The organism is Rhodococcus opacus (genome assembly GCF_012396235.1).
Classification (GTDB): domain Bacteria; phylum Actinomycetota; class Actinomycetes; order Mycobacteriales; family Mycobacteriaceae; genus Rhodococcus_F; species Rhodococcus_F opacus.
Genome location: NZ_JAAXPA010000034.1, coordinates 50,552 through 65,196, shown reverse-complemented (window position 1 = coordinate 65,196; position 14,645 = coordinate 50,552). Strand labels below are relative to the sequence as shown.

Here is a 14,645-nt window from a genome sequence, read left to right as displayed (position 1 = left end):
GTGGGCGGGACTCGGTGGTGGGATTCAGTGCACGGCGGCGAACCGGACCGCGGGTGCAGGTGCAGGTGCAGAGAGCACCTTGCCGGACCAGCTGTGGTGGGCAGGGTCGGCGAGAAAGACGAGGGCAGTGTCGAAATCAGGTGTGATGTGCTGGTCGGCGAATTCGGGCGAGGGGAGTTCGTCGATCAAACGGATGGTGTTGACCTGTACGGTTCGCGCGCTGATGTCGTGTGCCGCGGCGGCGGTGAAGGCCTCGATCGCGCCGTCTATCACCTGACGGGCCAGGGTGGATTCCCGTGTGTCAGCGGCTGATCGGTCCACGCCGACGACGGTGACGATGGATCCTGCGCGGTTGCGGTCACTCATCGACTGCATCGCCCGGCGCACGGTTGTGAACAGCATCCGCAGGTGAGCGTGGAGGAATCGGTCCCAGTCGTGGGGGTGGATCGACTGGAGCGGCATGCCGGTGGATTCGGGTCCGGGGATCCAGGCGGCGTGAATGACGGTGTCGATCTGGCCGTGGGTGTCTTCGATGCCGGTGAAAAGCCGGTCGACCTCCCATTGGATGGTGAGATCGGCGACGGCGGCGGTCGCGTGGCCACCGAAGCCGGTGATGTCGTGGGTGATCCGCTCGGCCGCCTCCGGGGTGAAGCTGTGTGCGATGACGTCGAATCCGTGAGTGCCGAGAGTGCGGGCAGCATAGGCGCCCTCAGGATGTTCGACACCGGTGACTAGAGCCAGTTTGGCTCGATTGGCTGGAGTCTGCGGGTTCAGCGGAATGGAGTCCACCAGGATAGTCCGTCCTTCTGGGATACCTCGATCGTCAGCGTGCGTCGGTGTCGGCGAGTACCCGCTGGGCACCGGCCACGGCGACGGCGTCCGCTTCGAAGAGCATGCCCTCGACGAGGAACGAGTTCTGTACCGCGGTCACCGCCGGGTATGGGCTGGAGAAGAATTCGGCGCGGACCTTCTTGAATGCGTCGAAGTCGTCGCGGTTGCCCAGGTAGGCGGTCAGCTTGACCACCGACGACATCGAGGCGCCGTGCTGGTGGAGGATCTTTTCGATGTTGCGGAACACCTGGCGGGCCTGGGCTTCGAAGCCGCCGTCGACGAGGTTGCCGGCGTCGTCGTAGCCGGCCTGACCGGACGTGAACACCAGCTCCCCGGCCTTGGCGCCCTGGCTGTACTGGGCGGACTGTGCCCAGGTGAAGGGGGCGGGACGGGTTTCGACGATGTTCTCGGTGGTCGTCATCGACTGGTCGTCCTTTCGGTTCAGGTCCCGGTACGGGACCCGGGGTGGGTGAGGTGTGGCGCAGCCTTCGTCGGGTGACGGGTTGTCAGCCGAGCCGTTGCAGGGTGTGCCCCATGCGGTCGCGTTTGGTGGTCAGGTAGGAGCGGTTGTAGGCGGTCGGTGAGGACTCGTGTGGGATTTGTTCGGCGACGGTGATGCCGTGATCGCCCAGGGCCCGAACCTTGTCGGGGTTGTTCGTCATCAGCCGCACTCCGCCCACCCCCAGGTCGTCGAGGATTTCGCAGGCGACGCGGTAGTCGCGGCTGTCGACCGGCAGGCCGAGGCTGACGTTGGCGTCGATGGTGTCGAGGCCCTCGTGTTGCTGGAGTTCGTAGGCGCGCAGTTTGTGACCCAGGCCGATACCGCGGCCCTCGTGTCCGCGCAGATAGATCAGGACGCCGGCGCCGGCCTCGGCGATCGCGCTCATGGCGGATCGGAACTGGGGGCCGCAGTCGCAGCGCAGGGAGCCGGCGAGGTCACCGGTGATGCATTCGCTGTGCAGCCGGACCAGCGGGGCGTCGACGGCGGCAACGTCGCCCATCACCAGGGCCATGTGCTCGACGCCGTCGCCGGGTGCTTGATAGGCGAGCGCGTCGAACGTGCCGACCTCGGTCGGCAGGGTGCTGCGCCCGGACCGCAGGACGGTGTTCTCGGAGCGGGCGGCGTTGTGGCGCAGCGGTGTCACCGTGCGCTCGGTGCGTGAGCGCCACATTCCATCGGTGCGTGAGCGCCAGGCACGCAGTTCGGCGATGGAGATCATCGGGATCGAGTGTTGTGCGGCGAGTTGTTCGAGGTCGTCGCGGCGCATCATCTCGCGCCGGTCGGGGGTGACGATCTCACAGAGCAGGGCGGCGCCGCTGAGCCCGGCCATGCGGCATAGGTCGACTCCGGCTTCGGTGTGCCCCGGGCGCTCGAGGACACCTCCGGGCTTCGCGAGTAGCGGCATCACGTGACCGGGCCGGGCGAGATCGGCGGAGTGCAGGGCGGGGTCGGCCAGGGCCCGGATGGTGGCACCGCGATCGCCCGCGCTGATTCCCGTGGTGGTGCCGTGCCGGTAGTCGACGCTGATCAGGAATGCAGTTTTGTGGGCTTCGGTGTTGTCGGGGACCATCAGGTCGAGGCCGAGCTTGTCGGCGCGGGCGTCGTCGATGGCGACGCAGAGAAACCCGGATGTGTGTTCGAGGAAGAACGCGACCGCATCGGTGCTCGCGTATTCGGCGGCCATGATCAGGTCGCCCTCGTTCTCGCGGTCCTCGTCGTCGACGACGAGGACCATTCCCTTGTTTGCCAGTGCGGTGACCGCGTCCGAGATGGTCGACATGATCGCTGGCTCCTTCCTTGGCGAACACACGGAGTGTGGTGGGACGTTCTGGGTCGAGGCGGAGTCGCGGGCTGACATCGTTGTCGGCCCGACGACTCCGCGCTCGGGATTGTGGGGTTTACCGCTGGTGCGGAGCGGAGGTTTCGCTGAGACTGCGGCCCATCGTTTCCGGGGCGAGGACCTGGGAGACCGAGGCGCCGACGACGCAGATGCCGGCGGCGATGAGCATCGTGATCCCCGCGCCGAGGTTGTGCATCGACCACGGCAGCAGGAACGTGCCCAGGCCGGCGCCGACACGGCTGAACGCGGTCGCGAAACCGGTGCCGAGGCCCCGGATCTCGGTCGGGAAGATCTCGCCCGGGTAGACACCGGTCAGCGCGGTGCACATCGCGTTGGCGAATGCGAAGACCAGGAAGCCGATGAGCACCAGTACCGGCGGTGCAGAGGTCCACAGCCCGATGGCGGCCAGGACCGCGGCGCAGACCCACTGCTGCGGAATGGTCAGGTTTCGCCGGCCCACGCGTTCGATGAGCAGGACCGAGACCACCACACCGGCCAGGGCGAGGCCGTTGACCCCCAGGGCACCGACGAGTCCGTCCCCGAGACCGTAGTCGGCGAGCACGCTGGCTGCGAAGGTGGCGATGGCGAAGTACGGTGCCACCACGCAGAACCAGAAGACGGAGATGAAGATCGTCGCGCGCCGGTAGGCCGGGGAGAACAACATCCCGAACGTGCCCTTGCGGGTTTGCTCGTTGGTGATGTCGAGGACGTCGGCGGGGTCTTCGAGATACGTATGGGCGATCTCGGTTGCCTCTTCGGTTCGGCCCTTGTTCATCAGCCAGCGCGGGGATTCGGGCATACCCAATCGGGCCAGGAGCAGGATGACGGCGGGCAGAGTGCTCGAGCCGAGCACGATGCGCCAGTCGAGAGACCATACGGCGGTCATCAGGAAGCCGGCGATAAAGGCCGTCATGAATCCGAAATACCAGGCGACCTCGTTGCAGGCCATCAACCGGCCACGCAGACGGGCAGGAGCGAATTCGGCGAGCAGTGGCCAACCGACCGAGTAGTCGGCGCCGATCGCGACGCCCATCAGCAGCCGGACCAGGAACAGTTGCCACGTCGAGTCGACGAAGAACTGCAGTACCGAACCAACGGTGAAGATCACCAGGTCGATCGTGAACAGCGGCTTGCGACCGAGTTTGTCCGCGAGCCAGCCACCGAGGGGGCCGCCGATGAAGATGCCGATCAGCGCGGACGCCCCGATCAGCCCCTCCCAGAACAGCGACATGCCGAGATCGAGGGTGATGGCCCCGATGACGGTGCCGATGATGCCGAGAATGTAGCCGTCGATGAACATGCCGCCGGCGATCACACCGGTCAGCTTGACCAGGAAGCGCTTCTTGTCGACTGACTGCTCGTCAATGTTCACGGGGTAGTTGTTCGTGATGGTCATCAGCCCTCCTCGCTCGTGCGCGTCGACGTGGCGATCACGACCGACGACGGTGGGCAATCACCGTGCGCAGTGGCGGATAGGCGGGAAGCAGATGTTCGCACGTGATGTCACAACCTTCGTGAAGTGGTGCACGGCCGCGGAATCCGAGGGATCACCGGCGACTGCGGGTCGTTGGGATGGGCTCTATCGGTAGGGCGCTGCAGCTCAGCCACGCCACGTGTTCATAAACTGAACGATGTGGTCAAAATTGTGACATGGGACTCAAGGCCCGTCAAGAGCGGCTCGCGCCTCGGCCTGTCGTCGGGTGCGAATTCGACACCCTTGCCGCAGGTCGGCAACGCCTGGCGCCGCGCGGTCGCGGCGCGAAGCCACCCGTCGGCAGTCGTAAACCCGATCGGCCGCACGCCGGGCGGCCGAAACTCTTGACAGATTGTGACCTACGGCTCAGGATCAATACCAGCAATTTTGAACGAGACGTTCAATTTGTGAACGATAGGCGTTCGGAGGGCGATGATCCCTCACCTGAGTTCCCGGCGTTAAGGAGAGGCAATGGCAGACAGCGCCCACCAGCATCGAGAGGCCGACGTCGTCGTGGTCGGTGGCGGCATCGCCGGACTGATCACCGCCCGGGAGCTGTCCCGCACCGGACTGCGTGTGGTCGTGCTCGAGGCGCGTGCGCGGCTCGGCGGGAGGGTGTGGACCGACCACCGCCTCGGCCGGGACCTCGAGATCGGCGGCACCTGGATGCACTGGGTGCAGCCGCACGTGTGGGCCGAGATCACCCGATACGGACTCGAGGTGACCCGCGGCCCCCGCGCGGAGCAGGCGTACTGGCTCGCCGGCGACCAGGTGCGCACCGGCACGCTCGATCAATTCATGGCACTGATCGATCCCGGCATGCGCCGAATGCTCGCCGACACCATGCGAATCATCCCCCGCCCCGACATGCCGACCACCGCGCCCGAGCTCGCCGACATCGACCGGTACAGCGTGCAGGACATGCTCGACCGGTTACAGCTGAGCGAGGACGAATACCAGGCGAACGAGGCGGCCTGGGTCGGACACTTCAACGGACCCCTCACCGAGGGAGCCTTCACCACCGCCCTGCGGTGGACCGCTGCCGCCGCCGGCTCGTGGCATTTGATGCACGAGGCGTCGGCAGTATTCCGCCTTGCCGACGGCACCCAGTCCCTGGTGGCGGCGATCGCCGACGACACCACCGCGGAACTGCGCACCGGCGCGGAGATCTCCCGCATCGAACACGACGCCGAACGCGCGCACGTGCATCTGGCCGACGGTCAGGTGATCACGGCGCACCGCGTGGTGCTGACCGTGCCGCAGAACATCCTCGGCGACCTCGACATCACCCCACCGCTCAACGACGGCAAGCTCGCCGCAAGCAAGGAGAAGGCGGCTTCACGCGGCGTCAAGTGCTGGATCCGGGTGCGCGGTCCGATCGCCCCGTTCTTCGGGTACTCCTCCGCCGCTCATCCGCTGTCGGTCGTGCGCACCGAATACCTCGGCGACGACGACGCGGTCCTGGTGGGTTTCGGCGCCGACTCGACACGGCTGGATCCGAACGACCGCGACGCAGTCCAGCAGGCACTGACCGTCTGGCGTGACGATCTCGATGTCCTCGAGGTGACCGGACACGACTGGATGAGCGATCCGTACTCGCAGGAGACCTGGATGATGAACCGCCCGAACCAGGTCACTCGTTACCTGGGCGCGCAGCAAGCTACCGAAGGCGTCCTGCATTTCGCGAGCAGTGACATCGCGAACCTATGGGCCGGATTCATCGACGGCGCCATCGAGAGCGCATTGCGCGCCGCACGCGCCATCGCCGCCGAATTGCACCCCGACCACTCCGCCCGCGCCGCTGCCGGGTCCGGCACCACGATCTGACAAGGAGCCCTCTCATGTTTGCTTCCACCATCGACCAGGCGCACTACCGCAACGTGATGGGGAACCTGCCCACCGGCGTGGTCGCCCTGTCGGGCATCGGCGTGGACCCCGAGTTCCCGTGCGGGCTGGTGGTCGGCACCTTCCAGTCGTTGTCGCTGGATCCGCCGTTGGTCAGCTTCAGTGTCGCGCACACCTCCACCAGTTGGCCGAAGGTCCGCGCCGCCGGACGGTTGTGTGCCAGTGTGCTGGCAGCGGGCCAGGAGTCGGTGTGCCGCGCCTTGTCGAGCAAGCAGCCGAACAAGTTCGAGGACGTCGAGTGGTCGCTGTCGGAGGCCGGATCGCCGCGGATCGACGGGGCGCATGCGTTCGTCGACTGCGAGGTCACGCATGAACTCGACGGTGGCGACCATGTCATCGTCATCGCTCGGGTGTTGCAGATGGACGCCGGCCACGGCGAGCCCCTCGTTTTCCATCAGGGCCGACTCGGCGGAATCCGGCAACTCACCGCCGCCTGACCCACAACCCCGGCTGCGCCGCACCCCGGCGCGAGCCTCGAATTCAGAAAAGGATTTCGCACTTCATGACTGACACCACTCATTCGATAGAGCAGGACACCACCGACGCACAGCTCGACCGTCTCCTCGACGCCGCGGCTGCCGCCGCACCGCTCTGGGAGGACCGCACCCCCCACAGTCGCGCCGCTGTGCTCGTCGCGATCGCCGACGCCCTCGAGGCGCACGCGGACGGGCTGGTCGCCGAGGCCATCAGCGAAACCGGGCTTCCCCAGGCCCGGTTGAGCGGTGAACTGAACCGCACCTGCGTGCAGTTGCGGATGTTCGCCGAGGAACTGATCGACGGCACCTTCCTGGACGTGATCATCGACCGCGCAGATCCCGACTTCGTTCTCGGCGCCCGCCCGGACCTGCGCCGGTACCAGATCCCCGTGGGACCGGTCCTGGTCTTCGCCGCCAGCAACTTCCCCTTCGCGTTCTCCGTCGCCGGCACCGACACCGCCTCCGCGCTGGCGGCCGGCTGCCCGGTGGTGCTCAAGGCCCATCCCGGCCACCCCCGCACCTCCGCCGCCACCGCCGAGGTCGTCGCCGGGGCACTGTCCGCGGCCGGCGCCCCTGACGGCACGTTTGCGCTGATCAGCGGTTTCCGGGCCGGCACCCGAGCCCTCGAGGACCCGCGGATCGCCGCTGCCGCCTTCACCGGGTCGGTCGCCGGTGGCCGTGCCCTGTTCGACATCGCCGCCGCCCGACCCAACCCGATCCCCTTCTTCGGTGAACTCGGCAGCGTCAACCCGGCCGTCGTCACCGCCGGTGCACTCGACGAGCGTGCCGAGGCGATCGCGTCCGGCTTCGTCGATTCGTTCACCCTCGGAGCCGGACAGTTCTGCACCAAACCCGGCATCCTGCTGGTGCCTGCCGGATCGCCGGTCACCGAGCAGATCACCGCCCTCGCCCAGCAGGTGCCCGCGGCGCGGATGCTCACCGCGAAGATCGCCGAGGGTTACCACCATCGGATCGAGGAGGCCGCCGCGGCACCCGGCGTCGAGGTCCTCGTCAAGGGCACCGCCTCGACCGGCGAGAGTGGGGTACCCGAGGTCACTCCGACGCTGCTACGCACGACCGCCGAGCAGTTGGTCGCCCAGGCGGACACGCTGCTCGAGGAGAGTTTCGGCCCCGCCGCGATCATCGCGGAGTACGGCACCGAGGACGAGGTGAACCGAGTCCTGAACGGTGTCGACGGCACTCTGACCGTGACTGTGCACACCCGCACCGAACCGACCCCCGACGAACGCGACCAGCTCCGCAGGATCACCCGGATCGCCGCCACCCGCGCCGGTCGACTGGTGTTCAACGGCTGGCCGACGGGCGTGGCGGTCACCCCTGCCCAGCACCACGGCGGTCCCTACCCCGCCACCACCGCGGTCTCGCATACCTCGGTGGGCACCACCGCGATCCGTCGATTCCTGCGCCCGGTCACCTACCAGGACGCCCCGGAGGTGCTCCTGCCCGCACCGATTCAGGAACGCAACCCGCTCGAGATCCCCCGTACGGTCAATGCCGCCGGCGAATCGTCCACTTGGGGCCGCGCCCAGTCCTGACCATCGGCGAGCGCACGGTATGCGCTCGATATTTCGCCACCCCGTACCGCCCTGGCGTTCACTATATGAACGCCGGGGCGGTAGAGTGGTCGTGGAAGCGCGTTACCCGAAGGATGTGGGTGCGCACCGACACGACAAAGGGGTGGCATGAACGAAGTACCCGAACCGACGGAGATGACGAACAAGTCGGTGACCAAAGCGGTTCGGCTGCTACGGGAGTTGGCCGCGCACCCGCGCACCGGCGCCACCGTGACCACGCTCGCGAAGGGGGTCGGGATCTCCCGGCCCACCGCGTTCCGTCTGCTCTACAGCCTCGAACGCACCGGGCTCGTGGACCGAATCGACAACAACTACATCCTCGGCTGGGAAATGGCTCGCCTCGGACGGCGCGCCGACCCCTACGCCGGCCTCGTTGCGCGCGCACAACCGCTGCTTCAGGAGTTGGCCGACAAGTTCAACGAATCGGTGACGCTGTCGGTGCCGAATTCGCACGACGGCCTGGACCTGGTCGCCGAGGCCGCCGGGTCGCACGTGGTCGGGATCATGAGCCGCATGTCATCGCACATGGTCGGCCAACAATATCCGCTGCACGCCAGCTCCACCGGCAAGGTGCTGCTCGCCGAGATGCCGCTGGACAAGGTGCTCGCGCTGCTGCCCGAGAAGCTCGAGGCCTTTACCTCCCACACCATCACCGATCGTGCCGTTCTGCTCAGGGAACTCGACCAGGTCCGCGAGCAGGGGTTCGGCATCATCGACAACGAACTCGAAGAGGAGCTGATTTCGTTGTCGCGGCCGGTGCGGGACTCCTCGGGCACGCTGGTGGCGATCTTGACCCTCAACAGCCCCCGCTACCGCTTCGGGCGCGACCGCATCCCCGAAGCGCTCCAGCAGATGCAGGCCATCGTCGACCGCCTCGTCGACGTGTTCTGGCAGGACTCGGCCGGCGAATAATCCCTCCTCGGGCTCCGGAACCCGGCGGCCGCAGCACCGATCTGCGGCCGGGACCCCTCCTCCGAGGTTTCGGGGATCGGCAATTCGCGTGCACGCACCGGAAGACCGGAGCCCTGGTACGGACTCCGGTTTCCGGGGCTGCGCCCACGTTCTCGCCATCCCGCGATCGCCCGCGAGAAGGCGAATCGGTCACGTTCGCGCGGGCTGACCGCCGCGCGGGGCCGAGGTTTCGCTGAGGTTGCGGCCCATCGTTTCCGGGGCGAGGACCTGGGAGACCGAGGCGCCGACGATGCAGATGCCGGCGGCGATGAGCATCGTGATCCCGGCGCCGAGGTTGTGCATCGACCAGGGCAGCAGGAACGTGCCCAGGCCGGCGCCGACGCGGCTGAACGCGGTCGCGAAACCGGTGCCGAGGCCCCGGATCTCGGTCGGGAAGATCTCGCCCGGGTAGACCCCGGTCAGGGCGGTGGACATGGCGTTGGCGAACGCGAAGACCAGGAAGCAGATCAGCACCACCGCGGGCGGCGCGGACGACCACAATCCGATGATCAGCAGGACCACCGCGCAGACCCACTGCTGCGGGATGGTCAGCTTCCGGCGGCCGACGCGTTCGATCAGCAGGACCGAGACCATGACACCGACCAGGGCGAGGCCGTTGACCCCGATGGCGCCGACGAGTCCGTCACCGAGACCGTAGCCCTCCAGCACGCTGGCGGCGAACGTGGCGATCGCGAAATACGGTGCCACCGCGCAGAACCAGAAGACCGAGATGAAGATCGTCGCCCGCCGGTAGGCCGGGGAGAACAGCATCCCGAAGGTGCCCTTGCGGGTGCCCTCGTTGGCGATGTCGACGACATCGGACGGGTCCTCGAGGTAAGCGTGGGCGATCTCGGTTGCCTCTTCGGTGCGGCCCTTGTTCATCAGCCAACGCGGCGATTCGGGCATACCCAACCTGGCCAGGAACAGAATCACTGCCGGAACGGTGCTCGACCCGAGCACGATCCGCCAGTCGAGGGACCACACGGTGGTCATCAGGAAGCCGGCGACGAAGGCGAACATGAAGCCGACGTACCAGGCGACCTCGCAGTAGGCCAGCAGCTTGCCGCGCAACCGCCGGGGGGCGAATTCGGAGAGTAGTGGCCAGCCGACGGAGTAGTCGGCGCCGATCGCGATGCCCATCAGTAATCGGACGGCGAACAGTTGCCAGGCCGAGTCGACGAAGAACTGCATAACCGATCCGAGGATGAAGATCGCCAGGTCGATCGCGAACAGCGGCTTGCGGCCGAGTTTGTCGGCGAGCCAACCGCCGAGAGGGCCGCCGACGAAGATGCCGATGAGCGCGGAGGCGCCGATGAGCCCCTCCCAGTACAGCGACATATCCAAATCGAGGGTGATGGCACCGATGACGGTGCCGACGATGCCGAGGATGTAGCCGTCGATGAACATGCCACCGGCGATCACACCGGTCAGCTTGACCAGGAATCGCTTCTTGTCGACCGGACCTTGGTCGGCCTTCGTGCCGACGGGGCCGTCCTCATACTCTCCGACGGAATCCGTGTTGGTAATCGTCACCAGGTCACTCCTTGCTGGTGCGCGTCGACATGACAGCCGACGTGGACGGTGCGAATGCCGTCCGGGGCGGGGAAAGGCGGGGATGAAGTGTTCACGTGCGTCGGCAGAACGAAGTTCCATCACCGACACCACGTACGTTCAATAAGTGAACGTCACGATCAAAAGTGTGACATGGGCCTCACGGCCCGTCAAGACCCCATTTCACGCCACTGCGACGAACCTGCCATTTCCAGGGCAGACGCGAGGTCGAGCAGGATCCACCTCGGGCACGATCCCCAAATGGTGCACTTCGGCTGTGCAATTCGAGACGGCCGCAAACGGGGCGCCCCCACGCGCCGACTGCCTGCGCGGGCCCCGCGACGTCCGCGCCGTGCCCCCGCCTTGACAAGCTGTGATCTACACCGCACTATCATCAACCACGCACAATGAACGAACTGTTCAAATAGTGAGGAATCCGTTGGCGGTCGCGCAGAACGTGCAACCGGCGCACGGAACGGCCGGCGGTACCGGATCGGGCTCGTCTACGCGCTCACGGTGTCCAGACGGGTCCGGGGAATCGCGACCCGTCAGCGGCCGCGGCACATCGGTGCTCGATCAGCGGGTCGATGCGATCCCCACAACCGCGCGCACAGGTCACGGTTCGCCGGACAATCGCGTCCCCCGTCGACGGAATCGAAACACGCAGAGCACACAGTGGGAGAGTTTCAGGTGCGGTTGATCAATCTCGATGGCCGCCTACAGGTGTCGACGCGAAACGGCCTCGTCGATGTCGAGGCGGAAAGCCACGGCTACTTTTCTGCCGAACCGCAGAAGATTTACGAGCGGTGGGCGGAGTTCGTCACCTGGTACACGGGTAACCGCGACCGGGTCACCCCGACGCAATGCGGCGGAATCGACCCGGGTCGGCTCGGGGCGCCGGTGCCGGCTCCGCGCCAGGTGTTCGCCGTCGGATTGAACTATGCCGACCACGCGGCGGAATCCGGGGTGGAGCGGCCCGAGTCGCCGGTGATCTTCACGAAATTCGCCTCGGCGATCTCCGGCCCGGTCACCACGGTGTCTCTTCCCTCGGAGACGGTGGACTGGGAGGTCGAACTCGTGGTCGTGATCGGCCGGGGTGGACGCAACATCCCGGCCGATCGGGCATGGGAGTCCGTCGCGGGGTTGTCCATCGGACAGGATCTGTCCGACCGCGGCCGGCAGTTGGCCGGACCGGTTCCGCAGTTCAGCCTGGCCAAGTCGCATCGCGGGTTCGCCCCGATCGGACCGGCGCTGGTGACGATCGACGAATTCGACGATCCGAACGATCTCACGCTCGAGGCCGGCATCAACGGCGAACTCGTCCAGTTCGGACGCACTGCACAGATGATCTTCCCGGTTCCGGCGTTGATCGAGCACTTGTCGCACACCCTCGAGCTCTACCCCGGCGACGTGGTGTTCACCGGCACGCCTGCCGGTGTGGGGGTGGGCCGGACACCGCAGCGGTTCTTGGGCCCCGGTGACGTGCTGCGTAGTCGCATCACCGATATCGGCGAACTCGTCCAGACCTTCACCTCCAGCGAACCGGTCGCCGCGCTGGTGTGAGGGTGCGCCGGGCGGCGCACTCTCACAGACCGCGGAGCTCTCGCAGGCCGAACGCCACAGTCAGAGCAGCACATCCCAAGAAATGCCGAAGGAGCCAACCTTGTTGCCGGAAGACATGACCGCAGTTCTCCTGACCGGCCACGGAGGACTCGACAAGCTCGAGTACCGCACCGACGTTGCTGTTCCCCAACCCGATCGGGGCGAGGTGTTGATCGAAGTCGCTGCCGCCGGGATCAACAACACGACGACGAGTTCTACGGACGAACCCCGTCGACCGCACCGACGCCCCCCTCGAAGGGAAACCTGCGGCTGGTCCACGACCACATTGTCCACGACCACATCATGCAGGCCGACCAAGGCTGCGACTTCGACTTCATGCTGGCCGACGGGGCCGCGCAAGACCTGGCTCCCCGTTCCATCCCAGCCGGCTGGCACGGAGGAGGGTGGCAATGCGGTCACCGACGGTCCCCAATAGATCCATCGAATGGAGTGCAACAGAATGACTTCGACCTCGCCTTCGCTCGGCGCTTGGTTGACGCTCGACTCCGTCTTCGCTGCCGAACTTATGGTTCGAGCAGGATTCGACTGGGCCGTCATCGATTTGCAGCACGGCGCAATCGGAACAGGCTCCGTCGTGCCCTTGCTCTCAGCCGTGCAGGGTGCCGGCGTTGAGGCCTGGGTACGTACGCAGGCGACGAACTACGCGCAAGCCAACTGGGCACTCGACATGGGGGCCGACGTCGTCGTCGTGCCGCAGATCGGGTCGGCCGCCCAAGCACGCGAGGCAGTGAGTTACTGCCGCTACGCCCCCAAAGGTCATCGCTCGTGGGGCCCGGTTCGGGCGGCACTGCGCCCAGCCTCGGCACCCCCTCAACGGGTCTACCTGATGATCGAGGACACGAACGGCCTGGCCGAAGCTGACGACATCTGCGCAACGGCCGGACTCGACGGGATCCTCATCGGTACGGCAGACCTCACGCTGTCCCTCGCCGGTACCGCCGCGGATGTTCTGGGGGGAACTACCTTCGATGCCGTTCGCAGAATCGCCGAGGCATGCACTCGTCACGGACTAGATGTCGCTGCCTACGGGGGAAGCCAGGAGATGGTCGCGTCCTGCGCCGAAAATGGAATCCGGACCGTAGCTCTCGCCGCGGACTACGAATTGCTTCATGAAGGAGCGCAGGCGGCCTTGAAGCTGGCCCGCGGCACAAATGCTGCACAAGGTGCCCGCTTCTGACATCTGTTCGCCGATGTCACTCGTCTCGCCAAGGGGCGGCGTGCTGCCAAGGACGATGCGGACGGTGAGCTGGTCACGGCCTAGCTCGACCAGTCAGAGGCTCTCACTTCTGAACGAACATTGTGGTGGAGATCGTTGCCCCCGCGTCTTAGCGCGGGGTGGAAGATTCACGCCGAGTGGGTCCCAAAGCACCCGCCGCGCATGGTCACATACCGAACGTTTCGGTTGAAGGTGTGACATAGGCTCCTTGGTCATCAAGGCCACCTCGGGCCAAGCCTCATCAGCCACCACCACGGAGGCCAGACGCGCCCCCAGGCAGGCCGGCGCCACCACGATGCCTGGCGCGCCGCGACAACACCCGAGTCCTCGCGCAATCCTGCACCCGCAGCAGCCTGAGCGGCAAAAGCGTCGCCACCAGCACCATGGCAGCCGAGACGACTGGCGAGCGAAGATTCACGACCGTGCGGTGCAGATGGATTCGAGCACATAGTTCCCGCACTCGGGCGGTCACGGACCGGCGTGGGCGCCGACGCACAGATGTTGGACCGGTCACCGTTGCACGCTTGACAGAGTGTGACCCAGGACGCAATACTGATACCAGTTTGAACAGTTCGTTCACATTATGAACGTAATTGAGTCGCATTCGCTCTGACCTGACTGTCGTCAGCGAAATGACCCGAAGAGGAGCCACCATGCTCACTGTCACCATCGACCAGGCGCACTACCGCACCGTGATGGGCCACCTGCCCACCGGCGTCGTCGCCCTCTCCGGCATCACCCCCGACGCCGAATACCCGTGCGGCCTGGTGGTCGGCACCTTCCAGTCCCTGTCCCTGGACCCGCCGCTGGTCAGCTTCAGCGTCGCCCACACCTCCACCAGCTGGCCCAAGGTCCGCGCCGCCGGACGACTGTGCGCCAGCGTCCTCGCCGCCGGCCAGGAATCGGTCTGCCGCGCACTTTCGAGCAAGCAGCCCAACAAGTTCGCCGACATCGACTGGTCCCTCTCCGAGGCTGGATCACCCCGGATCAATGGGGCCCACGCCTTCGTCGACTGCGAGGTCACCCACGAACTCGACGGCGGCGACCACGTCATCGTCATCGCCCGGGTCCTGCAGATGGACACCGGACACGGCGAACCCCTCGTCTTCCACCAGGGCCGACTCGGCGGAATCCGGGAACTCACCGCCGCCTGACCCACACTCACAACCTGGGCATGACCTC

General features: G+C 66.4%; 12 protein-coding genes. 7 read left to right on the top strand and 5 right to left on the bottom strand.

Going from position 1 to position 14,645, the window contains the following annotated elements:
- Nucleotides 1-24: 24 nt before the first annotated feature.
- The 4 genes from HGB39_RS32470 to HGB39_RS32455 form a co-directional block, all read right to left on the bottom strand.
- A complete protein-coding gene (locus HGB39_RS32470) occupies nt 25-789 on the bottom strand; it encodes an SDR family NAD(P)-dependent oxidoreductase (RefSeq protein WP_005567982.1) in 765 nt (254 codons plus the stop codon).
- 34 nt (nt 790-823) lie between these two features.
- Nucleotides 824-1,252: a RidA family protein gene (locus HGB39_RS32465; protein ID WP_005567984.1), complete on the bottom strand. Its 429-nt coding sequence runs from the start codon at nt 1,250-1,252 to the stop codon at nt 824-826.
- Between the two features lie 85 nt (nt 1,253-1,337).
- Nucleotides 1,338-2,612 (bottom strand): bifunctional 3,4-dihydroxy-2-butanone-4-phosphate synthase/GTP cyclohydrolase II, encoded by a 1,275-nt coding sequence (locus HGB39_RS32460; protein WP_005567986.1) that lies wholly within the window; start codon nt 2,610-2,612, stop codon nt 1,338-1,340.
- A gap of 118 nt (nt 2,613-2,730) precedes the next feature.
- The gene (locus tag HGB39_RS32455; protein ID WP_005572067.1) at nt 2,731-4,068 is read right to left on the bottom strand and encodes an MFS transporter; all 1,338 of its coding nucleotides are present in this window, start codon (nt 4,066-4,068) and stop codon (nt 2,731-2,733) included.
- 549 nt (nt 4,069-4,617) lie between these two features.
- Here HGB39_RS32455 and HGB39_RS32450 point away from each other — a divergent pair.
- The 4 genes from HGB39_RS32450 to HGB39_RS32435 all read left to right on the top strand — a co-directional run bounded on the left by HGB39_RS32450 (nt 4,618) and on the right by HGB39_RS32435 (nt 9,034).
- Nucleotides 4,618-5,973 (top strand): flavin monoamine oxidase family protein, encoded by a 1,356-nt coding sequence (locus tag HGB39_RS32450; RefSeq protein WP_005572065.1) that lies wholly within the window; start codon nt 4,618-4,620, stop codon nt 5,971-5,973.
- A gap of 14 nt (nt 5,974-5,987) precedes the next feature.
- Complete coding sequence (locus HGB39_RS32445) at nt 5,988-6,488, top strand: flavin reductase family protein (RefSeq protein ID WP_005572064.1); 501 nt, start codon at nt 5,988-5,990, stop codon at nt 6,486-6,488.
- A gap of 65 nt (nt 6,489-6,553) precedes the next feature.
- Nucleotides 6,554-8,083 (top strand): aldehyde dehydrogenase (NADP(+)), encoded by a 1,530-nt coding sequence (locus HGB39_RS32440; protein ID WP_064080177.1) that lies wholly within the window; start codon nt 6,554-6,556, stop codon nt 8,081-8,083.
- 147 nt (nt 8,084-8,230) lie between these two features.
- The gene (locus HGB39_RS32435; RefSeq protein ID WP_005560678.1) at nt 8,231-9,034 is read left to right on the top strand and encodes an IclR family transcriptional regulator; all 804 of its coding nucleotides are present in this window, start codon (nt 8,231-8,233) and stop codon (nt 9,032-9,034) included.
- Between the two features lie 189 nt (nt 9,035-9,223).
- Here HGB39_RS32435 and HGB39_RS32430 read toward each other — a convergent pair whose 3' ends face one another.
- Nucleotides 9,224-10,606 (bottom strand): MFS transporter, encoded by a 1,383-nt coding sequence (locus HGB39_RS32430; protein ID WP_081276501.1) that lies wholly within the window; start codon nt 10,604-10,606, stop codon nt 9,224-9,226.
- A 708-nt stretch (nt 10,607-11,314) separates the two neighbouring features.
- On the opposite strand from HGB39_RS32430, the gene HGB39_RS32425 reads away from it, so the two are divergent.
- The 3 genes from HGB39_RS32425 (at nt 11,315) to HGB39_RS32415 (ending at nt 14,617) form a co-directional block, all read left to right on the top strand.
- On the top strand, nt 11,315-12,187 hold the full coding sequence (locus HGB39_RS32425) for a fumarylacetoacetate hydrolase family protein (RefSeq protein WP_043790377.1): 873 nt from the start codon (nt 11,315-11,317) through the stop codon (nt 12,185-12,187).
- A gap of 499 nt (nt 12,188-12,686) precedes the next feature.
- Nucleotides 12,687-13,424, top strand: coding sequence for an HpcH/HpaI aldolase family protein (locus tag HGB39_RS32420; RefSeq protein WP_043790379.1), 738 nt, complete (start codon nt 12,687-12,689; stop codon nt 13,422-13,424).
- A gap of 692 nt (nt 13,425-14,116) precedes the next feature.
- A complete protein-coding gene (locus HGB39_RS32415; protein WP_005254705.1) occupies nt 14,117-14,617 on the top strand; it encodes a flavin reductase family protein in 501 nt (166 codons plus the stop codon).
- The last annotated feature ends 28 nt before the right edge of the window (nt 14,618-14,645 follow it).